The organism is Geomicrobium sp. JCM 19037, from assembly GCF_000698105.1.
Classification (GTDB): domain Bacteria; phylum Bacillota; class Bacilli; order Bacillales; family Marinococcaceae; genus Geomicrobium_A.
Map to the genome: position 1 here is coordinate 1 of NZ_BAWZ01000050.1, position 26394 is coordinate 26394.

The window sequence follows — 26394 nt, forward strand, 5'->3', positions numbered from 1 at the left end:
CACACGGTCGTTCATTTCCTGCTGTAAATTGAGCAGAGCCACGTCACGGTAAAGAGCGTCTACGGTCGTTTTCTTGCCGATACGCTCACCTTTGTATATGAGGTTGCCGTCGGTGTCCTCGTTGAGTTGATCGAGGTATATCTTATTGTTGTGGGTGTGATGGATGGCGGCGTTGGCGACGTGCTCATCAAGTGACTCCCCGTCCGCCATACGCCTCCACTCACGCCACTCTTGACGGTCACTAGCCCAATTGCGGTACATAAATACTGCGTCGCTGTCCGTGCTCAAAAACGTCTGATAGGCGTAGGCGTTGTCCTGTTGATAGTTAGTCGTGACTAATCCGTGCTGTGTCGGCCAGCCTGATTCCGGGTTCCACGTCCTAAATGTTGTAATCCCATAAGGATAAACGGATGGTGGCTCTGAAGCTGATGCAAAGTCCAGTTCGAGCATGTTTACCGCTTCGCTTGTTGGTGTTGGTATCTTTTCGATTTCATCCTGAGTGTATTGCTCAAGGTATACTCTTTGCTCATCCAATTCGTTTTTAGAAACAAGAATAAGCGACTCATCAATGACTGCTGTAACATTCTGAGCGTTGCCAACCGTCGTCTGTACATCAATTGCTTTTTCGATGACATCAGGACCACCAGCAGATGGTATATACTCTGCTAATTCCCTTGCGTTGGCATAGCAATAAAGAATCTCGCCATTGTCCGGGTCCTCAGCAAATACCCCTATCTCTCTAAAATAAAATCCCTGCTCCAACTCTTGGTTTGAAAGAACTCCACCAATGATCGCACGCCCACCGGATCGGCGTTGAATCTTAGTAATGTCCAGATATTTAATCCGGTTGATCAGACGGTTTAAATCGAGGATAGATCCACTACCTAAATTGCCGTCCCCAATACCAATACGAGTGTATTTTAACTCAGTCCCAGTCTGCGCCTTCGCCTGAAGCGTGCGCCCGCGGTTGGTCAATACAAGACCGCCAAAAGCCATGTTATCACTCCTTACCTAATCAAAATTTTATCGCCTTGGTGGACAAATCCCGCCCAGTAAAGGCTCATGCGCTCCATCTGCTCCAGGATTACAGTCTCCAGATGAGAGCGCATATTCTTAACCGCATTAACAGCCCGAATGAATTCCAGCGCTCTTTCTTGGTTTGCTGATGGGTTATTGGTGATGACCCGAAACATGTAGGGCTCACCGCCATACTCCCACCATTCTTCGACCCGCCCATCATTAAAGAGCGTCGTGATTAATCGTTCCACCGCTGCGGGTGTACCCCTTGTTTGATGCAAAAACACCGCATCACTGATAAGCTCCCGCTTGGTTTCTAAACCCATCGATCTTTCGTAGGCATCCACCGAAAACGTGAAGGCTAAGTGGTCCAGTACGTCATGATCTTGCTCATTTATGTTGGGTATCATTGCAAGTTTTTTCGAGTTTTCTACAAGCTCAAAAAAGCCAAGATCCAACGAGGAAGCAGCTGCAATCATATCGGCATCTTGTCTTAAATTGACCGGCAACAAGTTAATTACTGAGGTGTTATTCAAGCTTCTACTCACGCTCAAGACCCCCGTATTCCGTTTCAATGTTTACAGCAACCGCAATTTCCTGTTCACCGATTTCTTTAAATTCTGGTGAAATAATCTCAATGCGTTTAGCGCCCGCCTGTCGGCACATGAGGTGCAATTCTGACGGGTTTATGTCTCTACCAATCTTAGACCTTTGCCAAACTGAAAAACGTTGTATAGCCGTCTCAATCCGCTCTCTGATGGCATCCTCGTTTGTTATGTTTTCCATGTTGATAAAATACTTAACGGACAACTCATACTCTACTTGCTCAGGTGCGGATACAGATACAAGATCAGTGAGTGGTCGCCGTTCACGTCCGTTTAAATGTTCCAGCACCTCATTTAAAAATGCTGATGAAGGAATATCGCCGTCTTGGAGTAAAACGCGAATATCGACCTCACCAGGTCGGGAGTCGAAGCATGCACGTCTAAAATACTTGCGCTAAACGACTTTGTGAGATGGATATACGCGTTTTCAGGACCTGCCACACTAAACCCGCCCGGAGCTGTGATTAAACGTTCCCTAAAATCTGCGTCACTCTCTCTGTCAATTCCGCCCTGGCTCGTTTCCGTATTTATGACCTCATCAATATGCGGCAAGGGATCGACTATCGTATCAATCTGACCCGGAGTAAAACCGTTTCCGGCTGTACCGGGCTGTGTACAGATCATAGTAAGGATAATCGACCCTTGCCCTGCTGGTACCTCTATAGGTTCTGTCAGCTCGAAGAAAATGTCTCCACCAGGAGTTACCCTTGTGCCCTCCGGGATTGTTATTGAGACCGGCTGAACATCACTTAAAACAAACCGTACAGATACAACAGCATAGTCTGCTGAGTGCCTTGATGTTTGAAGTAATGCACCAACATGATCAAGGTTTTCGTCCCTTGCGTATGCCAGTAGGTTCTTCTTGGCAGTATCATTGATTAAATGCCGAAGCTGTAGTTCTCTCAATGCTTCTGAATATATAAAAATACGCATGGGATCACCAGGATACAGACGCTTTCGTACTCCTGTTTCTTGGAAATGCACCTGTTCATAGTTTGCAATTTTCTCATTCAAAATCTCATTGATATCTGTTGAAGCAAACTGAATTTCAGGCAAATCATTCAAACTCATCGGCATTAGTGATCACCACCTTTGGTATAAGCAATCCAGTATGGGCATTCCCTGTGAAGGTAACTTCTTTTATTCGCAACTGAGGATAAAACCGCCTGATCTTATCTTCGTATTCAACGATTAAACGACCCCTAGCAATTGGCAGAGGTGCATCGACGACATCCATATTAATTCCATAGTCGCGATCCAGTGGCACGCTGCCAAGAGGAGTTGTAAAAAGCATCTTTAAATTTTGAGATAAAATTTCCTCATTGGTCTCATCATTAAGTAAGACATCGACATTTTGCACATCCACCTCTACCACCACGGACGATCCACCTCCACAAACTCCTCTAGTGTTATATCAACCGAACCAGATAACACTTGGCCACCATTCAAAACATGCAACCAGTCAGTGTTTACATCTTGAACAATCCACTTATCTACTCCTAGACGGCGCTCACCAACGACAAACGTTTCAGCCCGTCCTGATCTTGCTTTTCTAAGCCATAAATCCAGTTCTTCTCTGGGTTTTGTTCCATACATCCCTGTTAAAAAAACTCTAAATGACAGAGTATCAAGACCAGGACCTATATACTCTGTGTATGGTTTTTTGCCAATTACATCATGGGAAGCCCAGCGACTGCTGGTGCTACGTTGCATGTCCATGAATGTATATATACGATTATCTCTAACTTCGAAAGTAATATCTCCAAAGACTGCAAATTCTGCCACTACAGCACCCCCACAATAAAACCATCAGACAGCGATACACCGCTAAATATGCATAAAACAGTGTCTCCTACAGCTGGTGATGTTACATCTCTACACACCTGTAATGGACCGCATATCATGTTGTCTCGATCCGGAAACCTAACATGCACCCCGCCAGTACGGCTATTTACAACGCCAACCCGGACTAGCTGCCGAACCAACTGCAGAGCATGTTTACCATCATCTTTCATCAGCTCAGCACCTTCCTAATATCGATATTTGTTGTGTATCCAGATCCGAGAGAATGATCGGCTTTTGTGACAATGTATTTACCGTTAAAGCGAGCAAATCCCCGAACCTCAATACAAACACCTGACACAATCTCCGTGTTGCCCATAAGATTAAATGTTCCTGTCGTCTCCATTTTGTTGAGTTGGTGGTACCTTACTTGAGCCAGTCGCCTAGCATCATGATCCGTCCGTACTTTACTGGTATATTTCTTGATTTTGGGATCTTCTCCAAGTTCTCCAGGCGCATATAAAAACTTAATATTTCGCTTTGCGACAGAATCATAATACGAGACCTCTACTCCTTGGTATGCAGTGCCGGCAAGCTGAGTTTTAAAGTCGTAACTGATGATCTGACCGCCGTCCTCATGCAGTGTCATAATTGATGGTTTGCGCTCGAACTCTCTCTCATCAAAGATCACTATCTTACGGTCAGTAATCTTCAACCCTAGCCCTGCATCCTCTGTTAGCTTAGACAAAAAAGAGGAATCAGACTCATCCGTCTGTTCCTCGCTCTCATACCTAGGGTTATTACTACCGATCCACTGCAGCTGTAATCCTGCTCTCTTGGCAATGTCTTGCGCTATGGATTTAAGATTGATATTTTTCCAAGCCTTGCTATTCTGCGATTCTGTAAAATTGGCATTAAGAGGGGCAGAAACAGCATTGATGGTCATTGTCCTAGGACGACCACTTACTTCTGGCTCATCGATAAAGAAACGGCCGCACGGAAGCTTCTGCCGGTCGTCTTCATAACGCCAATTCTCAGTCCGGATAACTGGTTCAACAACATCCCCTTTATCGGGAAACCAATCACCCATCCATTTCTGTTTTTCATCTTTTAACGAGATAGCTATGCTATCCGACTGCCTGAAAGGTTATCAGAATATGAAAAATCAAGCAGATCGTCTTTAACATCTTTACTAATATCAATCCCAGAGTAAGCTACATCGACTGATGATCTGCGAGCCTTAACATTAGTCACTTGCGTCACCTAGCTTCCACGGAGGGAGCGATGTTGAAAGATCAACATCAGGCAGATCTGGGATTTTTAAATAAACGCCGGCGGTAAAAATTAGCGTTTCCACATGTTCAATATTTTGTTCAATTATTACACCCGCCAACTTGTCATCACCGAGTGTTTTGTGTGCGATTAAATCAAATGTGTCGCCCGAAATAGTCCTGTACATCGCTTCCTCCTTATTAAAACCCTAGGCGTTTTTATTTGCAAAATACCGATCCAGCATGCGCTCAAACTCTTTAAATGACATCCGGAGAGCGCCTTGAATTTCATTTTCTCCTGAACCACCAGGCATAGATATCTTTGGAGCAAAAATGATCTTTAACCCATCTTTAACGGATGAACCATGAGGACTATAGGAGCCGTTGGCAATACGCTTGCTGTCAGAATTAGAGTGTACCTGATTGCCGCGTCCGAGCCACATAAGCTCTGGACCTTGCTCTCCAACAATTGCATAGTGACCGTTGCCAACCACACTACTGCCTGTAGCGTATCCTGGCGGTTTCACACGCTGTCCATTAACACGTTGCTCGTAATGGACGTGCGGACCTGTAGAAACGCCTGTGGACCCGACGAGAGCGACTGTCTGACCCTTACTTACAGATTGACCAGGGCGTACGAGGTTCCTCATGTTGTGGGCATAGTAGTGTTCAACGGCTCCACTCAAAACACGAACCAAGTTACCAAATCCACCGGACCAACCGCTAAAGGAGACACGACCAGCTGATTGTGACGGGATAGGAGTACCCATAGGAGCCGCAAAGTCTACGCCACCATGAAAACGTCTAGTACCATAAACCGGATGGACACGCCAACCGTAACCAGATGTTCTTCTAAATCCAGGGAACCCACTGCCACCTTGTCCGCTCGATGATTCCATAAAGGATGAGATCTTGTCTCGCATAAATGAAATCACGTTGTCCTTAACAGTTGTAAAGGCACCAACGTCATTCCGGATGCAAAGTTTGAGACACTTGGTAGCACAATGCCGGCAGTATCTATGATCTTATTTACAACCGCAGTCGCACCGCCGGAGACGAGGGAAAATACATCACCCATTCTATCTCCAACCCAACCTGCAGCGTTTTTCAAGCCACTGCCGATACGACCGAAGAAGCTCTGGTTTTCTGTTCCTTGAGCATACGCTGGATAGCTGTTATTTAAGAGAGATGCAGTCTTACGGTGATCCATAACTTGCGTACCTTTTGGCAGGTTAACAAGTGTGTCTTTTGCTGGACTCAAGAACATGCGTCCGTTTGGTGTAGCAATTAGCTCAGAGCCACCACCATCACCTACAACTGCTGGACCTCCACCGTGACCACCTCTCGGTGTACCTTTGGCATAAAAGTCAGGTTTCCACTCTGGAATAGTTAGACTCACGCCTATTTTGCCAAGCACCCAGTTTACGCCGCCGGTCACTCCATTGATTACGTTTGCGATTCCTCGACCCATACTGCGGCCAAGGCTTTTGATGCCGGACAAGGCACGACCAGCCATCGCGCGAATTCCACGACCAATTTTACCAGGAAGCTCACGTGCGCCCTGGACAATATTATCAAAACGCGTTCTGACTGCATCCCACATACGAGTTGCCATGTTTGTAATTGCAGTTCGAGCTTTACCTGCTTGAGTACGGATCCCTGTGACAAAACGGAGCATTGTGCGGATAACCCATTCAACACCCCGGAAGAAAATGTCCTGAGCCCACTTCCACAGATTACGAAACAATCTAGGCAAAAGCATAACCAGTGATCTAATTATGCTGACAACTCGACCAACTAGAGTGATGGATATGAGGTTCCATACAAACTGGACTGCTCCGAAGAAGATGTCTTTTACGCCTTCCCACATTTTCGAAAAATCGCCTGTGAAAAGACCTGTAAAGACTCGGATTATACCCATAATCACTCTGACAGCACCCTGGATAATGCCTTGGATTGCAGTCCATACAAACTCGACCACAAATTTAAGGACAGGCATTACAAAATTAGCTATATTAAGTAATACTTGACCGAAGTTCTGGATCGCATGAATAATCTGCTGGCCATCGGATGCCCAGAAATCTTTAATCTGTTGAAATATGCCAAGGAAAAAATCAAAAACTCCTAAGTCGCTGAACCAACCCTTAACTCGTTCAAAGAAGTTTTGAAGACCCTCGCGGAACCACTCGAAATTTTGATATGCATGGTATACAGCGCCGACAACAGCACCCAACAACAACACGATCCACATCAACGGGTTCTTTAGCATAGCCACACCCAATGCTTTATTAGCAGCTGTGAACAAAACAGTGGCCAAACGAGCTGAATTGACAACTATCGCGTAAGATCCTAATGCCCCAAGTAAACTATACATAATAGGCACTAATTTGTCTGATTCTTGAGCCATACGCAACATTGGTGTAACGGTGGTATTCATGAAGCTACCTAAATCCCGCATTGCATTACCGAGGTTTTCAATGAGTCCCGACGAACCAAAAGGAGATACCGAATTAAACAACCTTTGAAATAAAGGTGCAATACCGCTACTCACTAACAAAGAGAAAGATGCAACTAGGAAATTAAATGGGCTTCTTAGGGGTTTCACTGCCTCACCTAATGATTCCATAAGCCAGGGAGCTTGCCAAAAGCATCAGCGAATCCCAGGAGAGCATCTTGAATTGACTCTTTGAACGGCGCAATTAAGTCAGCATTGTGTACGAGATACCCGACTTAAACTGGTCCATCGTACCTGTCCAAGTATCACGGGTTTTTTCCATAATTCCAGCCATTGCGGCCGTCTGCCCGGCTACCCCGCTTGTCCCATCTTGCATACCCTTAACAAGGGTGGCGATGGCTTTATCAGCTGTAATTGCACCACTTGAGATTTGATCTCGCATGGTATCAGCTGCAACTCCAGCCTCATTGGCCAAAATTGTTAGTGCCGGCACACCGTTAGATTGTAGTCGGTTGATCTCGGACAAAGAAAGACGGCCGGCAACCTGTATGGCGCCAAATGCTTCTCCGATTTGACTTAACCCTTGCGTACCTTTACCACTTGCGGCAGCTGCATCACCGATTGCTGCATGGTTGGTATGACGTTTGCTTCGTCCATACCAAAAGCGACTAGGTTTCTGGATGTCTCAGCTAAATCTGGGAAAGCGAACGGGGTCGTCCGAGCAAAAGCCAGCACATCATCCAAAAACCCTTGTGCCCTTTGTGCATCGCCCATCATTACTTCGAGCGACACACCTGCATTTTCAATGGCCGAAAGACGTCCCATACCTGATGAAGCCAGTGCCCCGGCTGATAATAACCCCATAGCGCCAGCAAAACCCTGTACGGCTCCAATGGCATTATTAAAAGGCGCGACGATTAAACGTCCAACGCCCCTGGATATGCCGCCACCCATCTCATTAAATGATGATGTGACTCGAGTGAATGAACTTGCATGCCTTGTTGAAAACGCTGGCCGCCACGAATTAACGACTGAAACCCTTGTTGCATGTTGCTACGCATAAATGTAAATGATCTACCAGCAACGTTAACTGCTCGGCCGAACATGGTCTGATTACGCTGCATTTCTCTCATAGCCCGCTGGTGCTCAGCGCGAGTCCTCGTGACCGTCCTTCCCATGTTTTGATACTGACGGCTGGTAGCGTCTGCGTTACGCCCCATGCGGGTTGTGGACTGCTGAATGGTACCAAACTGCCTTTGGGCATCACGAAAGGCGCTCCTGAAATTACGATTCAGACGAGCGCCCACTTTGAATGCTAATTCGTATTCTTTTCTTCGACTAATCCCGTTCACCTCCCCTGCTGATTATTATTGGATTCTTTGTTTGCTCTTTTGGTATATTCATTTTTGGCTTTCATCCATAAGTTCAATCTTTTTAATGGTTTTTCCATCCAAAAAGGAGCAGGTGTTTTGGTGACTCTTGAGAGTTCAATCATGTTTATAAGCGTCTCATCAAACGCTGTGATAAAACTATGACTTGTTTTTCCAAACCCTAGAAGCTCAAAAAATCACGAGCCTCGGCAGTTAGTCGCATGTAATCCCGTGCTGCTGTATAACGCATAAAATCACTATTTACTCCTGCAGCTTTTGCAACAACTGCCCCGAGATACGTTTTATCAGTCTCAGCTACCATCACCATGTGACCGCCAGCCTGTACCTCTGCGATCGCATCTTCCAAGTCAGCGCCAGTCAACTTTTCAAAGTCCACGGTCAAAGTTTTATACTCTTTCCCTTCAAATTGAACTGGTCTAGACAGTTCCCGAACGTTCTTTTTATCCTCCATCTTCACAACATTCTCCTCTTGCTTTGTTTTTTTACTTTTCGTTTCCGTCATTTATAATCACCCTTCACTTTTTATAGTGCGTCTCTAATCTCCGCAAGATAGTCTACTCCATTAATCATGTAAATCATGTTGATTTTGTCAATTTCAGCAAGCACTTCGCCCTCTTCTTCGATCTTGATGTAGAGAGTCTCTAGGGTATTGGAGCCGTCCATTGTGCCCCCAGAAGATAAACTTCCAAGTTCAATAGTTGTAGGCAAATACCGAATAGTAATCTTGAGTTTTCGATGTTTTATTCTACCTTGAGCTTCATCGTAGCTCCCTTTTGCAGCTCTTAACACAAGAGTGTTATCGGCATTTGTTGCCAATGAAAAGTTTTGTTTTGTAACCGTACGAAATGAAACTTCAGTTTGCATTGCTGAAGTGAAACCAGGGGTGGGAGCTTCGAATTCTCCCGCAATTCCCGCTCCAGACATCGTCTCGGTCGGACTCTCTACACTAGGAAGAGTAACTTCTACAGTACCAAGTAACTCTTCATCATTGTTATAAGCCTTATAGCTGGCAATCTTTGTAGGCAAATTTCTCATTATTGTTCACCCCCGAATAGGTTATCCACGACAGAATTCGGATCAAATTCTATGGTGTTGTGAATGTGTTCAGCAGGCTGAAAAACCCGATCTTCTGAACAAATTTAATTTTCCCGCCAAGGATTTGATCATTAGGATTGTCTTCACGATTAAAATCTGTAGACGCTCCAGCGATCTGTCCTGCAGCTTGGAATCCGTTAGCACGAATATTCTCTGCATCAACGAATGACTCAATAAGTCTGAAATTTAGTGGGTTGTCAACCTTGTTGAAATAATTAAGAATGAAGGTGTTTCCCCACCAGTTGAACATTCTTCTCGAAGAGATGAATCGATCCTTGATGTCAATCTCCTCTAATTCTGAATCAAAGGCCGCTGTGATATTGCCCCAAATTCTCCAACCTTGGAAGTTGACGGCAGTAACTATTCCTTTTTCATTTAGACGGTTGCCACGAACTTGATCAATGAATATTTCTCTACCATCATCGTTAACAGCAGACTCAATTGGAATGCGCTGATTAGATGGAGATTTGTAAGGAACATCGTCATTGTCTGCATCAAGTTTTGCCATTCGTGCAGCCATCACGGCGCTAAAGAAGAAGGTTTTTCCTTGAATTTTAACCTTTGGCCAAACAACTGCACTGACACCCGAGGTGTATCCATTTTCTTCTTTGTTCGCCTTAGCTTCTTCTTCTGTATTGCCTTCAATATCAAGGATAACGTCAGCATTAAAAGCACCATTGATCTTCTTAGACTTGGCTTCTAAAACATGACCAACCTCTTGTTTGTGAGAGTAGTTAGGCGCAATTAATGTACCTGGAACAACGCTAAGTTTTGAGAAAACGAGCGAAACGGTTTCAATTCCTGTGTAACGATCGGTATCTGATTCATACCCTCCGATAATATCATCAATAGTGACTTTGGATGGATCGAGCTTGTCATATGATGCTCGTACTTCACCGTTCATCGATCCGTTTAAGGCACCTACAACGACATGACCTACATCGTTAAATGATAAAAAGTAATCCTCGCCTTTAGTAAACTCTTGTCGATCCTCACCATTTCCAGTTGATAGTGAAACAGAATCTAGCAAGATTCCTTCTTTATCAATGACACCCTCACCATCTCTAATTTCTACGGATCCGTTATCTGATGTTTTATGCTCGTTAGGATCTAACACGTTTACAAACACAACTGGACCTACACCAATGTGTTTAAGGCTTGCATCCATAACTTGGCACAGTGAAAACTTTTCATAGTCTCCAGAGTATCCTAGCACCCGTCTTGCTTGGTTGAAGTTTGTGATCAATACAGGTTCATTAACAACCGCTGACGGATTTTCAGCTAAATTGATTGGTGCAGTCCCGAAAGCAACCTGTACGACTGACTCAGATTGTTGAGCCATAGGAATTGAGAACGGTGCATGTTCTACCGTAATACCATGTTGATAAGCCATTATTTTTCACTCCCTTTTACGTCCAATTCTGAAGCCTTTTTAAATAATTGCTGTTCACGGCTGCCTTTTACGGACAACTTTTTCTGCAACTCTCCCAGCTTTGCTACAGGCACAAAAAGAGCATTTGCGGCAGAGTTTTTATCAAACACCTCTTTTACAAATTCCGGTGGTTCCCCGCGAAATAAGGAGTTCGCTTGAATCCTTTTTAAAGTTGGTCCGGCATAAATAAAGGACCCGGTGGTTTTATTCACTCGAGTCTTTTGCTCTTGCACCGGTGCCGGCGATTTAATCTCAGGAGCTTTAATCTCAGGAGCTTTCACTTCTTGTTCTTTCAATGGTTCTTTCGCTTTTTTACTCATATCATTGCCTCCACTTCGTCGTCGCGAATGTATTCTGGAATTTGCCAATCTGTCTCAAGTCCGAGAAAAAAGAATGGTTGGACTTCCTCATCATAATAAGCCCATTCAATTTCTGGACTACAAGTATAAAGATCATCTACTATCGGAGATTTGACCAAGCTCTCTTCAATGCGTTTTGCGATTGTCATTGCGTCCCGGTATCCTTGATGATTATCCTCTGCGTCGTATACGCCAACAATAAAATTGACTCTTGCAGTTTTAAAATCATGTGGATCTCTCCCGCCGCCGTAGTGGAGACGGACAGTGATAGATGGAAACTGTTGATTAGCCTCAAATTGCTCAGGACTAAGTTCCGATGACCTCTTTTGCTTTTCCGGACGCGGCAAATGCTGGGGAAACACCTTAATTTCAGCTGTGCGCTCATTATCTTGCGTGCTATTTAACTGCAAACCAACCATTTCTCTTCGAAAACGCTCAATGAGATGGTCCTGCAAATCAGTTGGGATCACATCACCGCCCCCTCTCCAATATGCGATTAATCTGATGTTCTTGTCGCTTCTCATAGGTTTCTTGTGCCTTCTTCTCGACCACCGGTTGAATCTTTTCATTGTCGATCATCTGAGGTACAGACGGTCCAAACAAACGACGAATAGGGAGCCGCTTACTGGTGTCCCGAGTAAAAACCTTTGGACCATTTATATCAGCCACAAAACCTTTAATTGCAGAGATACCATCCTTTTTGACAGCTACCTTCGTCGGCGCTTTTCTGGTTGGCTTAGGTTGGCGAGGAAGAACTTTGAATTTATCCAATCCAAGCACTGGCCCTTTTGAAATAACCTCTGCAGACATATTGCTTTTATTGGCTCTGGATCGGTTTAATGTGCTTTGAATATCGCCAGCTTGATGATATACACCTTGCGAAGCTCTTTTTTGATTTCGCTGTTAATCGTTGTGGCGGCTCTGTTAGCTGCATCTGCCATGACTGCAGGGGCTCTTTTTTGGAGATTCCCAAGCCGTCTCTCCACATCATCGAACGTCTTGCGATCCGCTTCTACTGTCCACCTTACCATTATCGAGGCACCTCCAGCGTAACCGTGTACATCCCCTCATTAAGCTGTACATCACTGACCTCGTACATGCTGCCATCAAATGTCATGGATTGACCGATTTTTATGTGGTAAGGATAGTCATCCTCAGAGACATAAAAAATAAGACCTTTCGTCGAAAGACCTTCTGTGTCATTGCCTTGATTTCGCTCACTATAAGTGTCTTCGTCAATGACAACGGTCGTAATTTCTCCATCGATTTTTACTGATACGCCAAACTCGTCTGTATCTATAAAAGTACCAAAGTCGGGTTTGAAGTAATCACGAAGTTTAGGCGTCTGCATACTGCAACACTTCCTCAGCCTTGCCCTCATCTACAATCTTCTGGACTAAATCCTTTTTCGAGATGTACTTGTCGTAGCCAACACCGGACACAGAAGCGGCGTCTTTTAGTTCATCTGCATTAAACGATGACGAGAGCGTTTCAATCTGTTCTTCATCGGTAGGATCGTCCTCTTCCCCATCACCATCATCAGGCAGTTCGGTTTCTTCATTCTCATCGGTCTCATCCGGTGGCTCTGGTTCTGGTTCAGGGTCGGTTTCTGGCGGCGAAGGTGCCTCAATTATTTGTCCAACGTCAAGTCTTTCCAGCCGATCTGCCTGTTCCTCAGTTATTTCTTTAATCGTATCCCCTGGACGGTAGTAAACATGGTCATGTAAAACGACACCTGTAACTTTGATCATGGATTCTCACCTCACAAAACCTTAGCTACTAACCAGCTATCCACTTCATGCGGAACAGGTAGTGGTTTTGAATGAATCTGCATAAATCGAACGTCAGGATCTTTATTAATCCAAGTATCGGGAATGCGTGCCCCTTCGTAAGTCGTAAATCTTCCTGTTTCAGGATTTGCTAGTGTTACTCCACCATAAAGGATGCTAGATTGTTGATTTGTGGAAGCGAGAATAGCTGTCTTTTCTGGAATCATTGGCTTTTCTCCATCGCCATCAGATTCATCGTCAACATACCATTCATTGTATGAATAGATACCTACACCCACAGCTGATAAATCCCCATGATAAGTGACTCCATTCGGGAGCTCTTGCACGTTTAGTTGTCCAAGCTGAACCCGTCGGTTATCCAGAAGTTTCAGTAGTTTTTCGTTACGCAACAATGCTTCCGCAACATCCTCAGATACTAAAAGCATATTTGGAGTAATGCCGGACTTTTGAATAATGGACAAGCGCCATTGCCGAATATCACGTAAAACATCTGAGTTTCATGATTCCATAGGCTAGTACCGCTCAATGTCTTTTTATTATCAAAATCAAAATCTAAGAATGAATCAATTCCCTCTCCGATAATATCTACACGTCCAGTAGTTAAGATCTGAGCAGCCATCCATTCTTCACGTCTGACGATGGAATCATTCATAGTCGCCATGTCACGAGCAATGATTTCTGCAGCTCGCTCGCTTGGTTTACGGTTTGAATAGATGTTTTCGCCAAATCCTTTGACCATCAAGTCTTCAACATCCAACACCATTTTTGGTTTTACGGATGCAGGTGCAAAAGTCTGCACTTTATAACCTTCACGGGACATTGCCTTTCCACCAAGCTTAGGATGCACAAATGGTGCCATCTTCCGACGACCTTTACGGTACTCAACATCTACTTTCTCGGTGAAAAATGTTCGAGCCGCGCCCCCGAAGAAAGTATCACGCAAGAAGGTGTGCGTTGGTGGTAAGTTTTCAATTGTTGTCAAAAGTAGTCTTGGGTCATAGTAGCTAATATTTGTCATTTTTGTATGTCCTCCCTTATCCTTGCACCGATTTTAAAAAGATGTCGATATCTCTAAGCGCTTCTTTGTATTGCTCTGCGGATCCGTTGCCGCCGAAAATAAGCGCGTCCGGATTAAATGTTCCATTCATGTACAAAACTCCTGGAGCGTCGTCGTCTGAGGCATCAACGTCCTCAGCAACAATGCCGTATGGTTTCGCATCCTCATTTGATGGATTAAGCTTTACCCCCTTGCCATCGTTAAGAGCGATCACTGTACCTCGCTGATATACCTCTCCAGATGCAAGCGTTACTGCTTCGGTGGTGCCATCATGACGACCACCGGAAATAAGATCCGTGTATTCAAAGCTTCCTAGATTATTTACAAGTGGATTACTCATTATTTTCTACCTCCCGAACGGATTGCGCTGCATTCTTCATTACATTCTGCATGTTTTCGAATTCTTGGGCTTCATTCCCAGGTGCCTCTGGTGCGTTAGATGAACCAACACCTTCAAGTTCCTTCGCTTCCTTTTCGCGGTTTTGAAGATAATCTGCACCCAACTTCTTCTGATTTTGAATGATCTGCATAGCAAGATCTTGGGCGCTGATACGCTCTTCAAACTTGGCTTTAATCACCAATTTCTCGCTGCCATTAACAGCTAGTTCTTCAATATTTTTAATGCGTTCATTCTCAGATTTTTCACCTGCAGCAAACACTTGATTATAGAGGTCTGGGTGCTTCGCTTTTAGCTCCTCAATTGTTTCCAACTTTTCATCATCTCCTTGATTTAATGGAATGATAGTTTCATTCTCGTTTAAGACTACTGTACTTGGTTCTACGAAGTTAGTGATTGGCAAGTCTTTTGATTTAAACTGCCTCATAGAATCAATAACTTCTTTTGGTAGCATCTGATCATTACTTGCGCTCGCTACAGCTTGTACGCTTTCTTCAAACATAATTTCATCAATCAATCCTTTGTCCTTTGCTTCCTCAGCCGTGAAGAAGCTTTCCTTTGCCATCATTGCCAACACTTCTTCTTGTGAAAGTGAACTTTTTTTCATGTAAGCACTAGCAATTGAACGATCTGTTGTTTTGAGCATCTTAGAAATATCGGTCATGTCTCGGTGATCACCTGAACCAATCGTTGAAGCGTTATGGATCATTAACTGACTAGTTGGTGACATCTTTGTATAACCAGCCATTGCAATTACAGATGCAGCACTAGCGGCCATACCTGAAATGACATTTGTTACTTTTCCTGAATGCGACATAAGAAGTGTGTAAATTTCAGAACCAGCATATACTTGACCGCCACCAGAATTAATCCAAGCCTCAACACTTTCACCAGGCTTCAACTCGTCGAGAGCGTTCTCGACTTTTGCTGGGCTTGTCGCTTCGATTCCAAATAAGTCGTAAATCCATTGATCTTCACTAGGAATAATTACGCCATTAATCTTGATCTTCTTCATCGTTTTCCTCCTCTCTATAAAGTGTGTTGTCGCGAGACGGACGAGGGATAATGTCGTCACGACGTCTCATCTCTTCTTCCTGGACACGTTGCTGGTGATTGCGTTTAAAGTCCCCACCAGTGAGTTCAACAGTCTCACGAGCACGAGTAGAAAATCCATTTTCGACACGTTTTTCAGCTGCATTTACCTCTTTCAGTGGATCAAGCTGACCTTGAGAAGGTCCGTTCCATTCAGCCTTTGAAAAAGACTTACGAGCGAGTGGATTATCAAAGAAGCCAGGGGCATAAATCCGACCTTTTGCAACCGCCTCAGCCAACCACTCTTCATAAATCGGCTGGCAAAAATCAGCTGCCATCCACGAACGGCGCATCCTGAACATTTTCCAAGCCTCTAACAATGCGCCCCGAGAAGCAGAGTATGATGATGTAAAGTGCTTTATCAAAAGTTCATATGGCAACTCTAATGACGCTCCAACTTGACGAGTGATAGACATAACAAAACCGTCAAACGCTGTGTTCGGACGGTTTGGGTTTGACTCTTGGATTTCTTCGCCTTCTTCAAGGGCAACAATTGATCCATTGCCCAGCTCTAAGGAGTTTGGATCTGCTTCATCTACCTCATCGCCTTCGAAGGCATTTCCCATCAGTGCATTGTCTTCTGTTGAAGTTGATTTAATAAATACGGTGTACATACCACTAACAACAGCAGCCATTAATTCTGCCTCTGTGTACCTTGATATTTGCTTTAATGACTCTATTACCGGTGCCAGGATTGGCACTCCACGACGCTGCTCCGGGCGCTCAGATTCCATCAGATGAATGATGTTAGGTCGTCCAGTGGCATAGCCATACTTTCGGACGCGCACCCACCTTTGATCTGCCATTGCATGCATAGATCCCGGATGTTCTTGCGCGATGTGATAAGCGAGCACTTCGCCATTGCGACCTACCTCAACGCCGTTCACAATCTTGGTGTCATGTAGCTGCTCGCCATTCGGTGATGAAACACGGTCAGCTTCGATGATTCTGATGCGCAAATCATAAGGCATGTTAGGGCGGCTCATAGTTGGCAGTAATGCAAACGAGTCTCCAGACATTAACCAGGATAAAAACGCCAGCTGTTGAAGCTCTTCAAAGTTATTCATGCGCTGAGCGTCACAGTGCGGTGTGTCAGCCCATAATGCAAATTCACGCTGAGTTTTGATCTTCCACTCTTCGGCTTCATCCACAGACATCCCCAGATACTCGTGATCAATTTGAGGATTAAGCTTGAGCCCTTGGCCAATGGTGTTTGTGCGTATGGTCTTCAGCGCACCGTTCGCCAGTGGAGCGCCCATATATAGATCACGGCTTCGCTCTCTGAGTTTCGGAATGTTGTACTCGACATCCTCGAGCACGGATCCTGAATGACTACGCCAGCCAATCATACTCTTCTTCTTTTCACTAGCACCGTGATCGCCATAATTGTTCATGATCTCTAATTGCTTACGAGCGACAGAGCGCTTCAACGCCCTTTGCGGCGATACTTTAGCAATCTGCTTGTCCATCCAATTCATGTTTCACTCCCTCCTTTAAAAATCACGAGGAACCATTCTATAAACTCTATTTCTTCGACCAGAAAGGCGGTTCACTTCCCTTCGCCAATATTGAATGGAATCCCTAATATCTTTCAGATCTGCTCTTTTAAGCATCCGACTTCCGATCCGATATTCTTGTCCAGTTGCAACCTTGCGTTCAGCTTCCAGCCAGACATTCAAGTGATCTTTTGCTCGATCTAGCGTCAGTCCTTGGCTCATCATCTCACCCCTTTAGACATACGACGGCGACCCCGTTTTCTCGTTTGTTTGAAGACGGCGCCGCTCTGATCGTTTTCTTTCATTTTTTCTAAGTCCGGATTTAATATCTCAAGTGCGGCCGTTGCATAGTTGCGTAAATCAAGAGGCTCATTGGGTACGCTACTCTTTTTCTGCCACTCTACTTTCGGCCGACCTTTATAATATTTAACGACACGCTTTTCAGCAGTAATGCCTTCAAAATAAGACGCGTCGTATCCGGTTTCTTCATTGACCGGGAAGTGACAATAACCCGGACTGCCTTCATGATCGACTTTAAGCCGATTTATCACCGTTTCTTTCCCGCTATCAACACCGAGTGTGAAAAGAGCAGCTTTATAAACGTTGTTGCGCGTCGGTTTGGCAATGAACGGGACTCCCATGCCACCTTTACCTTTGATTGCAAAGACGCGTCTATACTGTCTCGGCTTACAAAAGGCATAGACTTGAGAGGTAAAGTGCCCTCCGCTGTCAATGCATGTGCAAGATATTCCGAGTTTCATGCCATTTTCAAAACTGAATTCTTTGGTCAACAGCCCATCTAACTGATTCCACAGGGCTTCTTGATCTGCTCGCCATAAAACTGCTGATATGTGATGCCCCAGGACTCTTTGCCTGCTCCCCAACCCACGACTTCGACCTCTAAACGATCGTCTTGCACATCGACAGCTGCAGTGAGCAATAAGACACCTTTTGGCAGCTCAGCATGGTATCGTTCACGACGCTTCATAAGCATCTCTTCTTCAACATCCGGCGTATCGTCTTCCCATGACTCACCGAGTGACGTATTGACCCATGTTTTGAGCACGTCTTTCCCGCGCGCCTTTGCATCTTTAAAATCACTGATGATGTTTCCCCATGTTTCCCACGGGCTGGCTAAGGCGTTCAAATGAAAACCACGCTTGCCATTGTGATCAGCGCCGGCGATCCATTCACCCGGTCGATCTTTCCATTCGATTTCCGTATGATTTTCTTTACAGTACTTGCATTCCATGGTCACATCTTCAAACCTAATCTGAGCCCACCTCAAAGGCTGGAAATAGCCGCAAGAAGGGCAAGAAAGACACCACTGCTCTTGAGTGCTGTCCTGGTATTCCGATTCTATTCGACTTGCCTCTTTGACAGTTGGCGTTGAAACATAGATTTTCTTTTTATTCCAGAAGGTTTTCGTCCGTTTAGCTGCCAATGATAAAGGATCACCCTCATTACCTGCAGACACCGGAAACCGGTCAACTTCATCCGCTAGTAAGATGCGGATTGGGCGTGATGCCAAGCTCGATGGAGCGTTTGCTCCCACAAGTGAGATATGACCACCCGGAAACTTTTTATGGCTTTGAGTATTACTGCTGTCTTTGGCCTTAACCTCAGATATTTTGTCAGTTAGAACCGGTGTGTCTCTGATCATAGGTGCCAGCCGGTCTTTTGAGTAAGCTTGTGCCATTGCTTCTGTCGGCTGCACAAGTAACATTGGAGCAGGATCGTAAGCTACATAGTAACCGATGATGTTATTTATAATTTCGGTTTTACCAACCTGGCTACTGGTCATGACCGCTATTGTCTCAGTCTCGGGATCGTTAACGGCGTTCATGATTTCACGCTGATAAGGTGCGCGATCAGTATTCCATTTACCAGGCTCGGCCGATGACTCAGCCGAAAGAAATCGATAATTGTCAGCCCATTCGCTCACAGTCAATTCCGGCGGCGGTGCCATGATGGTTGCAATCTGCGTAAAAAGCTTTTGTGTTTTATTCATCAGCTGTCACCTGGCTAAAGGTTTTATGGTCATAATCAGATATCTCATGAAGAGCATGATGAAGATCATCGCGCAATATTGCTTCTACCTCTGCGATCGTTCCACGCCCCAAGATTTTGGGTGCGGTTTTCGTCGGAATGGACAAAAGGCGAGCACGGAAACCACCAAGCATTCTGTTCATAACCGTCTTAACATCTTCTGACGAATGAACTTTTTGCTCTTTTTGAGCCAACGCAATCTCCGACAGCTTACGATCGGCAATGGCTTTTTTTAGTTTTTCGTCTTCGATGTTTGATTTCCTAATTTGATCCTCGTTGGTAACCGCTTCGTTATTTCGTAAGAATGCAATGTATTTTTTAACGGAATCATGAAGATCGTAACGACCTGGACCAACTTTACTTATCGTTTCTTCCTCGGCTAACTGGCGTATCCTACGATCTGTTAAACTAAAAATGGATGCGAGCACCTTAGTGTTCACAACCACTCCATCAAGATCCTTTGTTGTCTTCGATGCCACACATTTCACCTCCGGCTTAGGGTAGGAAACACTAAAAATTTATTATCAAAAACTGGACGACTTCTGGCTCGCACGCACCCGCTAATTTTTCATGCTCTCAGAAGGACCCAAATTGTTTTTGGTTTTCACAAAATTTAATTGTCTTTCATTCAGAAACAATTCATCTTCTTTAATCCTTTTCGACGAAAGTTTGCAAATTCCTACTATGCTTATTAGTCTCAAATCAACGTGAAGGGGTCTGATCGTCCGCTCACGATGTTTTTATATATCACGTGACTAAATATTCATTATTGTTCTAAAAACACTCACATGAGCTTATTATTTCGTTCTTGCTTTGAGATATTATCTATGGCTCGTTTGATATCTAGCTTGGCTCTTTGCTTTACTGCCTTGAAGTACCACTCATGCTTCTTGATGAGGGAGTCCAGCTTCTCGATCCTCTGCTTGTATGCCTCTCTCTGTTTCCTCAGTCTCCTAGCCTCCGTGTAAGCTATTGCTGACAGTATTAGCCAGAGTGCTATTGTGATGAACGATGCTCCTATCTCAATTGTCATTTGATCTCTCCCCATCTCTTTTGGTTTTTGTTGCTGTTATGTTGGTAGGCTCTATTTATGTGTATCTGTTAAGAATGAGTATCAGGGTCTTGTCTCTCTTTATCGAAAGATTTAAAAGCACACCAAGCAAATGCAATTTGCGAGGTATTATTATTCTTTACATTCTTACTACATTATTGAATATATACATGGCAACCTACATGATCCCTTACAAGTCCCCTTACAAGCTCTGTGACAAGCTGTGTTATATAAATTGATGTATCAGTTGATATATAAGGATTTGAGCGAATACCTAGCCCTTACAAGTCCCCTTACAAGCTACTACCGCGGCTAAGCACGAGCCTCGTACAAGCTCCATTCCTGATGCAAACGTTCGTTCCCTATGTTTTTGAGCGTAAATTAAAGAAGCGCTGCCCCTGGTTTTCAGAGCATGCGCTTCGATGATTGCATTCTTGTTACGGCGAATGCGGCCGCCTCGATCCATCCCTTAGATGCTGAGGTCACAACATAGGAGGAGATATCCCATGGACAAGATATCCTGTGCAGGCTGGCGTGCTTTATTAAAATATGTGAGATAGCAAAAAAATGAGAGCCACTTGTGCAGCCCTCAAAGTGAAGGGGGTCAACACCGAACAGCGCATCTGCTTCTTCTGATGTTGTCCGATGATATAAATTTAACACGTATAATTCGTAATGAATCACAAAACAAAAGTAAAATAAACTTAACTTTTTATCATTAAATATGTAATATTGGTTTGAAATGAAAAGTGACATGAATTTTGACATGAATGTGTAGACAGTTATAGAAAGTTGTTGAGTGCATGATTCTTCGGTTATTCTTAATATCCCCCATAAACTAAGGCTTATAGCTAGTTATTGAATGTTAATGAATGTCTCGGATTGTTTGTATCAATGTATTGACAGGGTGGAGGTCACTGGTTCGAGCCCAGTACGGGACACCATTTCATATACTTACAACAGGGTCGTTCCTTTAGGTTCGATCCTTTTTGATGTTTTTATATCTACATTTGCGCAATCTACGTCTAGCTAGATCAAATACTTTTCCTGAAAAATATATTTGCCTTTTTCTTCTATATTATATAATTGTTTCCGATATTGTAGTAATATATAATCATTACTTTAGTATTTGGAGGAATTTGATGGCAATTTTGTTTGGGTTATTTGCTTTTTTTGCAGCATTTGCTTCTTTCGGTCTATTGGTGGTTGCTTTTATTCTCTTTTTTACGAAGCGCGAATATTTTAAGCGGACGATGATTGCAAGTGCTGGTTCTTTTGGTGCGATGGTTTTATCTTTTGTGATGATGGGGGTTTTATTACCTAACGATTCGTCGGAAGACGTCGCTCGTGCAGATGAAGAGCCTGCTGAAGAAGAGGAGGTTGATGAGGTAGAAGAGTCTGAGTCTGAGTCTGAAGTCCACTCTGTTGAGTTAGACGCAAGTATAAACTTTGATTCGACCGAAGACGCGATAAACATATCTGGTGATACAAACTTTGAAGATGGCGTTACTGTTACATATACGATTAGCAATTTAGATCACATGGATGACTATATTGAGGAAGAGATTGAAGTAAATGACGGGGAATTCAATGCTAAAGTAGATATTTCTAGCTTTCATGACGGGGAAGTTCACGCTGTCTTAGGGTATTATCCGTTTGCTCAAACTGAAGATATTACGGAGAAGTACGGTTTTGAAGGTGAGTACATCGATCATGATCATATTGATGATTTCGGTGAAATCCGTTTTGAAGAAACCTTTGTTCGCTCTCACCCTGTTGAATTGAGCGGAAGTGGTGATTCCGCCACTGATTCATTTAGTCTGAATGCTGGGTTTGCGGTTATCGATGCAACACATCAAGGGTCAAGCAATTTTGCTTTGTATTTAAAAGATGAATATGGTGGCCAAGATCTTTTAGTGAATGAGATTGGCAATTATGACGGAGAAACGTTTGCTGTTATTCCTCAAACTGATGATTTTTATTTGGAAGTTAAAGCGGATGGCAGTTGGGAAGCTTCCGTTACGCAAACGATTCCAGAAGAAGTCACTAACGAAGATGACTCGATTGAAGGAACCGGAGACTCCGTCGTCTTTGTGGATATGAGTAGCGGTAATAAACGACTTTCCTTCACCCATAGCGGGGATAGCAACTTCGTCGTACGATTGAACGGTCAAAATTTACTCGTTAATGAAATTGGACATTATGAAGGGACCCAAACGTTCATGTTTAATGATGATGATGTTTATGCGTTTGAGGTTCTTGCTGACGGAAATTGGCGTATTGATATTGACTAAAAAATAGGGAGACCGCAAACGTTGTTGATGCGGTCTCCCTATTTTTAGCGATACTGAATGAAAACTTTTAAGGGGCGAACTTTCCGTTCGGCTAGTAGGTGAAAACATTCAATCAGTTCAGATTGTTCAATGGTTTGCTCAAATAGCTCATAAACGTAAGGTGTGCCGCTAACTTGTCTGAAAAACCATTCGAAGTGTTCACGATAATTCCAACCATCACTCGAACGAAAGAGCGTAAGTTCTTTGCGAAAGTAATCATCGGTTAACTCAAATCGGTCACTATTTCCATCAGATAGCAAACAAATGCTTCCGTTAGTGCGCACTAACCGTTGCAATTGGCCAAATGCGCGATTGGAAGTTGAACACTCAAGACCGTAATCGTAACAACCGTCGAGCTTATGAGAACCTTCATCGACATGTTCTTTTGCTCCGAATGTTTTGGCGAGTTGCATTCGATCTGCGTTTGGCTCGATTACATCCACGTTCCTCACACCGTAAAATAGTTTCAAATAATAGACCGTCCAAAGCCCGATTACGCCCATGCCTGAAATAACGACACGATCTTCTCGCGCGGCGCCAGTTTTCTGACCCCCTTTGCTGCATCGCAACTGAGTATGGCGAGTATTGCGGCTCTCTCGTTCACATGATCAGGCAGCGGGATGACTTGGTTCTCTTTGCATAGCTCGATATTCTTGTGTCCGTAAAAGGCAACAACTCGGTCTCCTGGCCGTACCGCGTTAACCTCGTTACCTATTTGAACCACTTCTGCGACGTTTTCATAACCTGTTTGTATTGGGTATGTGTTCACAGCACCAAAGTAAGCAGACAGTTCTGCCCCAATGCTAATGCTTGATGCCAACGTTTGGACGAGCACTTCATCGTGTTTAGGTTTCTGTATCAATTCCGTTTTCCATTGTAATGTTTGTTTATCTATTAACTGCAATTCACTTTGTGCGAACATTCCGAACCCCCATTTTTGAAAAAAGAAGCAGGCTGTTACCTGCTTCTTTTCGTTTGCTAATGGTTTAGCTCTCCAAGTTAGAAACGGTTCCCTTTCTTTTGTTGAAGCTGTTGCATTTTATTTTTGATTCGGGATTCTCTTCGTTCTGTTTCCTCGCGGTCTTGCTGAATGTGTGTGACTTGATTGTCATCAATCGTAAGTTGAAGCCATTCCCCTTCTTTCACACCGTCAGGAAGAGATTGTACAGGAACAATTCTTTCTATCTCGTCTTTGCCTACGAGTAACACAGCATTTGTTTTGTCTTCAATGCGGTCAATTACTGCTTGAACGGTTTGCATCATTGCCTCCTATTCAATAAAGCATACACTGTTTTCTGATTCGATTTGTTCTAATCGTCGCTCTCCAATACCTTCGATTTGCATAAGATCATTATATGATGAAAACGGCCGCAAATCTATCATTTGCTCGGCACGCTCCGGTCCGATGTGCGAGATCTCTTGAAGTTCTTTGGCGTTTGCATTGTTTACTGCGACTTGACCAGCTTCACAAAGAGATTCGGGTCCTTTCGCACCGTCCCCGGTACGCACGACGTAGTCCCGGCCATTTGTATAAACTGTCACAACCCCATCGGTGTCCGTTCCGTACACATCAGCTCCTGTAGCTGTGAGGCGTTGTAGTGCTTCTTCATGGGGATGACCATGCGAATTTCCCTCACCTGCTGAATAGATGGCTATTTCCGGCTGTACTTCTTGGAGAAAGCTTTCTGAGCTTGAACGATTTGATCCGTGATCGGCGACTTTTAGAATGTGTGAAGATAGGTCCATCTCTCGTGATACAAGCTCACCTTCTGCGTCTTCATCTAGATCGCCAGTAAACAGCATGCTCACATCACCATAGTTAAACTTTACGACGAGGGAGTTGTTACTTTTATGCTCGCCAAGTTGTTCTGGATGCAACACGCTTAACTGCCCTCTTTCAAGCAATGTGCTGTCTCCTGCTTTTGGTTCATGATACACCGCACCAGACGATTGAATTGCGTCAAGTGCTCGTTCAAACGTTTCAGTTGTCTCAGCATCTCCGTTCATCCATACTTCGTGTACGATTAATTCCTCTAGAATCTCTGGAAGCTGGCCGATATGGTCGTCATGAACATTGGAACCGATAAACAAATCAAGCTCTTCAATATCCCGATCATGTAGAAAATCGATGACAGCTGTATCATCATGACGACCAGCATCAATAAGAATATTGAATTCTTCAGTTTCCAACAGTACCGCCTCTCCTTGACCCGCATCGATAAAATGTGCCAAAAGGTCTGGCAATTCATCCACTTCTTTGATTTGTTCATCTTGTGGATCGTTGTTCGCTAAATGTTGTATTCTTCCTAGCTCTTCTTCTGGAATGGCGTTGTTTTCACCATTCATACTACAAGCGGTTATGAGTGCGAAAAGTATAATAAAGCATGAATACAATCCCGTGCGTTTCATATCCAACCCCCTTTTCTTTTTTGTAGTATAAGGAGTTGGTGAGCGATTTATCCGAAAAAGAACAACAAGCGATGAGTGAATTGGACAACGTGCAGCCGTATTGTTTGATCAAAAATCCGACAGAACTAATTTCAAGGCCACCGGTGCTGTGTGAAGGTAAAAATCCCGCCAAAGTTCACTAAATGTTTATTGTGCGCTGGCGCAAAAACCGAACAATCTACCGTTCGTCTTGTGCGACTGACTTGATGAAAAGATGCGATGCACTAAAGAAATTCGTTGATTCTTGAGGTGGTTATGCTGCATTAAATTTTATCTCCTATACGCTCGGCATAAGAAATTCCATTACTCCTCTCGGTCACAAAAGCCAACATCACATCAGCACAAGGTATACGAAAGACTGTATGGTTTTTCTTCGGCACCGGAGGTGCCGATTGTTACTAGCTCATGAGGTTCATGTGAATAAATCGACAACTTCGCTGCCGATTGTTGGTCGTCACTCCGAGGGTTGCGAGCACCACAGAAAATGTTTGCCAAAGGGTATAAAGGCGTAAACGGTGGTCACTACCTGGCGCTAGGAATGTTATGGCCTGTTACTTATGTGACCATTCAGCTCTCAAACCGTGCACTTTCGGCATGCAAAGGTCACAAAATGCAATATTTGTGACCGTTGACTTCGTTTATGTGCACATTCACGTTTAAAATCATGATTTTTCTTGCTCAAGTGTCACAATAATGAATATACAGGGCATTTGGACTTCTTTCCACACACCTTAGCCAGGAGGCAGAAACGTGAACCGATGTCGCCTTGTGCTCTGGAGTATAAAGAAAACACGGTGGGCGTACTTTGGCCACCGATGTTGCACTTATGCTCTGGAGTACAAGCATCCGCCTGAAGTGGAAAGCAACAACAAACTGTGCAATCAGGAAAATGTTAAGTTCATCCTATATAGATCGTTTCGGACATGATCTATGTAAGTTGAACTAAAGAATCTCTTCAAGAACCAATGGGGAGCTTGCTAAGATGGAAACTGTGCTCGAGTTGTGACCGAACTGTTCTCAAGTCGTGAAAAATCGCAGGAAAAGCGATATTTTCTCATAAACTAGGGAACAGAATGAGCAAACTCGGGAATAGATTAAAAGTCATGTGCACATCCGCGCTCCGAACCGAGTCCGATTTGGCTTCGGCCGTGTTCAGGTTGAAAGGGTGCTCACTTATGGGCATTGAATCTGCACTCCAGTTGGAAACTGCGCAGGAGTTTAGCTGAATGAGCGCCAAAATCGTTAAACTAGGCAAAATGGCACCCAGCACCGCG

At 44.1% G+C, this 26394-nt stretch carries 35 protein-coding genes and 2 pseudogenes; 1 reads left to right on the forward strand and 36 read right to left on the reverse strand.

The genetic code is table 11. The features are described 5' to 3' along the window. From JCM19037_RS23625 to JCM19037_RS20225, 31 genes and pseudogenes are all read right to left on the reverse strand, one after another. A pseudogene (locus JCM19037_RS23625) lies at positions 1-996 on the reverse strand (phage tail protein); the annotation flags it as partial. A gap of 11 nt (positions 997-1007) precedes the next feature. Continuing rightward, the gene (locus tag JCM19037_RS20085; RefSeq protein WP_042404116.1) at positions 1008-1565 is read right to left on the reverse strand and encodes a phage tail protein I; all 558 of its coding nucleotides are present in this window, start codon (positions 1563-1565) and stop codon (positions 1008-1010) included. Continuing rightward, entirely contained in the window at positions 1558-1965 is a 408-nt protein-coding gene (locus tag JCM19037_RS28890; RefSeq protein ID WP_081829470.1) for a baseplate J/gp47 family protein, read from the reverse strand. The genes JCM19037_RS20085 and JCM19037_RS28890 overlap by 8 nt, the downstream gene beginning before the upstream one ends. Next, positions 1917-2699 (reverse strand): baseplate J/gp47 family protein, encoded by a 783-nt coding sequence (locus tag JCM19037_RS28895; protein ID WP_052364126.1) that lies wholly within the window; start codon positions 2697-2699, stop codon positions 1917-1919. The genes JCM19037_RS28890 and JCM19037_RS28895 overlap by 49 nt, the downstream gene beginning before the upstream one ends. Continuing rightward, positions 2680-3000 carry a hypothetical protein gene (locus tag JCM19037_RS20095; protein WP_042404119.1) on the reverse strand — a complete coding sequence of 107 codons (321 nt, stop codon included), beginning with the start codon at positions 2998-3000 and terminating at the stop codon, positions 2680-2682. The genes JCM19037_RS28895 and JCM19037_RS20095 overlap by 20 nt, the downstream gene beginning before the upstream one ends. Beyond that, on the reverse strand, positions 2991-3407 hold the full coding sequence (locus JCM19037_RS20100; protein WP_052364127.1) for a phage tail protein: 417 nt from the start codon (positions 3405-3407) through the stop codon (positions 2991-2993). The genes JCM19037_RS20095 and JCM19037_RS20100 overlap by 10 nt, the downstream gene beginning before the upstream one ends. Positions 3408-3636: 229 nt before the next feature. Continuing rightward, a complete protein-coding gene (locus tag JCM19037_RS20110; RefSeq protein WP_042404125.1) occupies positions 3637-4494 on the reverse strand; it encodes a phage late control D family protein in 858 nt (285 codons plus the stop codon). Positions 4495-4650: 156 nt separating this feature from the next. Continuing rightward, a complete protein-coding gene (locus tag JCM19037_RS20115) occupies positions 4651-4863 on the reverse strand; it encodes a hypothetical protein (RefSeq protein ID WP_042404126.1) in 213 nt (70 codons plus the stop codon). A 21-nt stretch (positions 4864-4884) separates the two neighbouring features. Further along, the gene (locus JCM19037_RS23635) at positions 4885-5598 is read right to left on the reverse strand and encodes a M23 family metallopeptidase (RefSeq protein ID WP_052364128.1); all 714 of its coding nucleotides are present in this window, start codon (positions 5596-5598) and stop codon (positions 4885-4887) included. Between the two features lie 8 nt (positions 5599-5606). Further along, positions 5607-7301 (reverse strand): hypothetical protein, encoded by a 1695-nt coding sequence (locus JCM19037_RS20125; protein ID WP_152549161.1) that lies wholly within the window; start codon positions 7299-7301, stop codon positions 5607-5609. A gap of 73 nt (positions 7302-7374) precedes the next feature. Next, a complete protein-coding gene (locus tag JCM19037_RS24695; protein ID WP_081829471.1) occupies positions 7375-7812 on the reverse strand; it encodes a tape measure protein in 438 nt (145 codons plus the stop codon). Beyond that, positions 7707-7955 (reverse strand): hypothetical protein, encoded by a 249-nt coding sequence (locus JCM19037_RS20135; protein ID WP_193744826.1) that lies wholly within the window; start codon positions 7953-7955, stop codon positions 7707-7709. Before JCM19037_RS20135 ends, JCM19037_RS24695 begins: the two co-directional genes overlap by 106 nt. Positions 7956-8047: 92 nt before the next feature. Next, entirely contained in the window at positions 8048-8482 is a 435-nt protein-coding gene (locus JCM19037_RS20140) for a hypothetical protein (RefSeq protein WP_042404137.1), read from the reverse strand. Positions 8483-8681: 199 nt separating this feature from the next. Continuing rightward, positions 8682-9023 carry a phage tail assembly protein gene (locus tag JCM19037_RS20145; protein WP_081829472.1) on the reverse strand — a complete coding sequence of 114 codons (342 nt, stop codon included), beginning with the start codon at positions 9021-9023 and terminating at the stop codon, positions 8682-8684. Between the two features lie 20 nt (positions 9024-9043). After that, positions 9044-9556: a phage major tail tube protein gene (locus tag JCM19037_RS20150; protein WP_042404139.1), complete on the reverse strand. Its 513-nt coding sequence runs from the start codon at positions 9554-9556 to the stop codon at positions 9044-9046. Positions 9557-9605: 49 nt separating this feature from the next. After that, the gene (locus tag JCM19037_RS20155) at positions 9606-11009 is read right to left on the reverse strand and encodes a hypothetical protein (RefSeq protein WP_052364129.1); all 1404 of its coding nucleotides are present in this window, start codon (positions 11007-11009) and stop codon (positions 9606-9608) included. After that, positions 11009-11368 carry a hypothetical protein gene (locus tag JCM19037_RS20160; RefSeq protein WP_042404141.1) on the reverse strand — a complete coding sequence of 120 codons (360 nt, stop codon included), beginning with the start codon at positions 11366-11368 and terminating at the stop codon, positions 11009-11011. The genes JCM19037_RS20155 and JCM19037_RS20160 overlap by 1 nt, the downstream gene beginning before the upstream one ends. Beyond that, positions 11365-11877 (reverse strand): hypothetical protein, encoded by a 513-nt coding sequence (locus JCM19037_RS20165; RefSeq protein ID WP_042404143.1) that lies wholly within the window; start codon positions 11875-11877, stop codon positions 11365-11367. The genes JCM19037_RS20160 and JCM19037_RS20165 overlap by 4 nt, the downstream gene beginning before the upstream one ends. Before the next feature lies 1 nt (position 11878). Then, on the reverse strand, positions 11879-12217 hold the full coding sequence (locus tag JCM19037_RS20170; protein WP_152549162.1) for a hypothetical protein: 339 nt from the start codon (positions 12215-12217) through the stop codon (positions 11879-11881). Between the two features lie 26 nt (positions 12218-12243). After that, positions 12244-12438: a hypothetical protein gene (locus JCM19037_RS20175; protein ID WP_042404148.1), complete on the reverse strand. Its 195-nt coding sequence runs from the start codon at positions 12436-12438 to the stop codon at positions 12244-12246. Then, positions 12438-12758: a hypothetical protein gene (locus JCM19037_RS20180; RefSeq protein ID WP_042404149.1), complete on the reverse strand. Its 321-nt coding sequence runs from the start codon at positions 12756-12758 to the stop codon at positions 12438-12440. Before JCM19037_RS20180 ends, JCM19037_RS20175 begins: the two co-directional genes overlap by 1 nt. Continuing rightward, positions 12745-13158 carry a hypothetical protein gene (locus tag JCM19037_RS20185; RefSeq protein WP_042404150.1) on the reverse strand — a complete coding sequence of 138 codons (414 nt, stop codon included), beginning with the start codon at positions 13156-13158 and terminating at the stop codon, positions 12745-12747. Before JCM19037_RS20185 ends, JCM19037_RS20180 begins: the two co-directional genes overlap by 14 nt. An 11-nt stretch (positions 13159-13169) precedes the next feature. After that, positions 13170-13658 carry a major capsid protein gene (locus tag JCM19037_RS28900; RefSeq protein ID WP_193744827.1) on the reverse strand — a complete coding sequence of 163 codons (489 nt, stop codon included), beginning with the start codon at positions 13656-13658 and terminating at the stop codon, positions 13170-13172. Beyond that, entirely contained in the window at positions 13613-14215 is a 603-nt protein-coding gene (locus tag JCM19037_RS28905; RefSeq protein ID WP_052364131.1) for a major capsid protein, read from the reverse strand. Before JCM19037_RS28905 ends, JCM19037_RS28900 begins: the two co-directional genes overlap by 46 nt. Before the next feature lie 16 nt (positions 14216-14231). Further along, positions 14232-14594, reverse strand: coding sequence for a head decoration protein (locus JCM19037_RS23650; protein WP_052364132.1), 363 nt, complete (start codon positions 14592-14594; stop codon positions 14232-14234). Beyond that, positions 14587-15666, reverse strand: a complete 1080-nt coding sequence (locus JCM19037_RS24700; RefSeq protein ID WP_081829474.1) for a head maturation protease, ClpP-related — start codon at positions 15664-15666, stop codon at positions 14587-14589. Before JCM19037_RS24700 ends, JCM19037_RS23650 begins: the two co-directional genes overlap by 8 nt. Then, a complete protein-coding gene (locus JCM19037_RS20205) occupies positions 15647-17221 on the reverse strand; it encodes a phage portal protein (protein ID WP_042404152.1) in 1575 nt (524 codons plus the stop codon). Before JCM19037_RS20205 ends, JCM19037_RS24700 begins: the two co-directional genes overlap by 20 nt. A 15-nt stretch (positions 17222-17236) precedes the next feature. Then, positions 17237-17461: a DUF6148 family protein gene (locus tag JCM19037_RS20210; RefSeq protein WP_052364133.1), complete on the reverse strand. Its 225-nt coding sequence runs from the start codon at positions 17459-17461 to the stop codon at positions 17237-17239. Then, a pseudogene (locus JCM19037_RS20215) lies at positions 17461-19250 on the reverse strand (phage terminase large subunit family protein). The gene JCM19037_RS20210 and the pseudogene JCM19037_RS20215 overlap by 1 nt, the downstream one beginning before the upstream one ends. Next, on the reverse strand, positions 19243-19767 hold the full coding sequence (locus JCM19037_RS20220) for a hypothetical protein (RefSeq protein ID WP_042404154.1): 525 nt from the start codon (positions 19765-19767) through the stop codon (positions 19243-19245). Before JCM19037_RS20220 ends, JCM19037_RS20215 begins: the two are co-directional and overlap by 8 nt. Before the next feature lie 305 nt (positions 19768-20072). Further along, positions 20073-20321, reverse strand: a complete 249-nt coding sequence (locus JCM19037_RS20225; RefSeq protein WP_042404155.1) for a hypothetical protein — start codon at positions 20319-20321, stop codon at positions 20073-20075. A 1160-nt stretch (positions 20322-21481) separates the two neighbouring features. On the opposite strand from JCM19037_RS20225, the gene JCM19037_RS23655 reads away from it, so the two are divergent. Continuing rightward, positions 21482-22633, forward strand: a complete 1152-nt coding sequence (locus JCM19037_RS23655; RefSeq protein ID WP_052364134.1) for a hypothetical protein — start codon at positions 21482-21484, stop codon at positions 22631-22633. A 44-nt stretch (positions 22634-22677) separates the two neighbouring features. Here the strand turns inward: JCM19037_RS23655 and JCM19037_RS23660 are convergent, their stop codons facing one another. The 5 genes from JCM19037_RS23660 to JCM19037_RS27900 all read right to left on the reverse strand — a co-directional run. Beyond that, positions 22678-23142, reverse strand: coding sequence for a hypothetical protein (locus JCM19037_RS23660; protein WP_193744828.1), 465 nt, complete (start codon positions 23140-23142; stop codon positions 22678-22680). 23 nt (positions 23143-23165) lie between these two features. Then, positions 23166-23594, reverse strand: coding sequence for an alcohol dehydrogenase catalytic domain-containing protein (locus JCM19037_RS23665; RefSeq protein ID WP_052364136.1), 429 nt, complete (start codon positions 23592-23594; stop codon positions 23166-23168). Between the two features lie 77 nt (positions 23595-23671). Then, positions 23672-23935, reverse strand: a complete 264-nt coding sequence (locus JCM19037_RS20240) for a DUF3006 domain-containing protein (RefSeq protein WP_202963238.1) — start codon at positions 23933-23935, stop codon at positions 23672-23674. Between the two features lie 6 nt (positions 23936-23941). Next, the gene (locus JCM19037_RS20245; protein WP_052364137.1) at positions 23942-25081 is read right to left on the reverse strand and encodes an MBL fold metallo-hydrolase; all 1140 of its coding nucleotides are present in this window, start codon (positions 25079-25081) and stop codon (positions 23942-23944) included. A gap of 1093 nt (positions 25082-26174) precedes the next feature. Next, positions 26175-26394 (reverse strand): hypothetical protein (locus JCM19037_RS27900; protein ID WP_238544837.1); only part of this gene is annotated, 220 nt, incomplete at its 5' end.

Excerpts from the sequence above, each read along its gene's own strand:
- JCM19037_RS20210 (WP_052364133.1), bottom strand. The coding sequence starts at position 17,461 with ATGAGCCAAGGACTGACGCTAGATCGAGCAAAAGATCACTTGAATGTC.
- JCM19037_RS28905 (WP_052364131.1), bottom strand. The coding sequence starts at position 14,215 with ATGACAAATATTAGCTACTATGACCCAAGACTACTTTTGACAACAATT.
- JCM19037_RS20135 (WP_193744826.1), bottom strand. The coding sequence starts at position 7,955 with ATGGGACGTCTTTCGGCCATTGAAAATGCAGGTGTGTCGCTCGAAGTA.
- JCM19037_RS23635 (WP_052364128.1), bottom strand. The coding sequence starts at position 5,598 with ATGCGAGACAAGATCTCATCCTTTATGGAATCATCGAGCGGACAAGGT.
- JCM19037_RS20145 (WP_081829472.1), bottom strand. The coding sequence starts at position 9,023 with ATGACGGAAACGAAAAGTAAAAAAACAAAGCAAGAGGAGAATGTTGTG.
- JCM19037_RS20115 (WP_042404126.1), bottom strand. The coding sequence starts at position 4,863 with ATGTACAGGACTATTTCGGGCGACACATTTGATTTAATCGCACACAAA.
- JCM19037_RS20170 (WP_152549162.1), bottom strand. The coding sequence starts at position 12,217 with ATGTCTGCAGAGGTTATTTCAAAAGGGCCAGTGCTTGGATTGGATAAA.
- JCM19037_RS20180 (WP_042404149.1), bottom strand. The coding sequence starts at position 12,758 with ATGCAGACGCCTAAACTTCGTGATTACTTCAAACCCGACTTTGGTACT.
- JCM19037_RS20245 (WP_052364137.1), bottom strand. The coding sequence starts at position 25,081 with ATGAAACGCACGGGATTGTATTCATGCTTTATTATACTTTTCGCACTC.
- JCM19037_RS28895 (WP_052364126.1), bottom strand. The coding sequence starts at position 2,699 with ATGCCGATGAGTTTGAATGATTTGCCTGAAATTCAGTTTGCTTCAACA.
- JCM19037_RS23650 (WP_052364132.1), bottom strand. The coding sequence starts at position 14,594 with ATGAGTAATCCACTTGTAAATAATCTAGGAAGCTTTGAATACACGGAT.
- JCM19037_RS20155 (WP_052364129.1), bottom strand. The coding sequence starts at position 11,009 with ATGGCTTATCAACATGGTATTACGGTAGAACATGCACCGTTCTCAATT.
- JCM19037_RS24700 (WP_081829474.1), bottom strand. The coding sequence starts at position 15,666 with ATGAAGAAGATCAAGATTAATGGCGTAATTATTCCTAGTGAAGATCAA.
- JCM19037_RS20150 (WP_042404139.1), bottom strand. The coding sequence starts at position 9,556 with ATGAGAAATTTGCCTACAAAGATTGCCAGCTATAAGGCTTATAACAAT.
- JCM19037_RS20175 (WP_042404148.1), bottom strand. The coding sequence starts at position 12,438 with ATGGTAAGGTGGACAGTAGAAGCGGATCGCAAGACGTTCGATGATGTG.
- JCM19037_RS20185 (WP_042404150.1), bottom strand. The coding sequence starts at position 13,158 with ATGATCAAAGTTACAGGTGTCGTTTTACATGACCATGTTTACTACCGT.
- JCM19037_RS20240 (WP_202963238.1), bottom strand. The coding sequence starts at position 23,935 with ATGATGCAAACCGTTCAAGCAGTAATTGACCGCATTGAAGACAAAACA.
- JCM19037_RS20160 (WP_042404141.1), bottom strand. The coding sequence starts at position 11,368 with ATGAGTAAAAAAGCGAAAGAACCATTGAAAGAACAAGAAGTGAAAGCT.
- JCM19037_RS20205 (WP_042404152.1), bottom strand. The coding sequence starts at position 17,221 with ATGAATTGGATGGACAAGCAGATTGCTAAAGTATCGCCGCAAAGGGCG.
- JCM19037_RS23665 (WP_052364136.1), bottom strand. The coding sequence starts at position 23,594 with ATGTTCGCACAAAGTGAATTGCAGTTAATAGATAAACAAACATTACAA.
- JCM19037_RS20225 (WP_042404155.1), bottom strand. The coding sequence starts at position 20,321 with ATGACAATTGAGATAGGAGCATCGTTCATCACAATAGCACTCTGGCTA.
- JCM19037_RS20110 (WP_042404125.1), bottom strand. The coding sequence starts at position 4,494 with ATGGGTGATTGGTTTCCCGATAAAGGGGATGTTGTTGAACCAGTTATC.
- JCM19037_RS20125 (WP_152549161.1), bottom strand. The coding sequence starts at position 7,301 with ATGGAATCATTAGGTGAGGCAGTGAAACCCCTAAGAAGCCCATTTAAT.
- JCM19037_RS23655 (WP_052364134.1), top strand. The coding sequence starts at position 21,482 with ATGGCAATTTTGTTTGGGTTATTTGCTTTTTTTGCAGCATTTGCTTCT.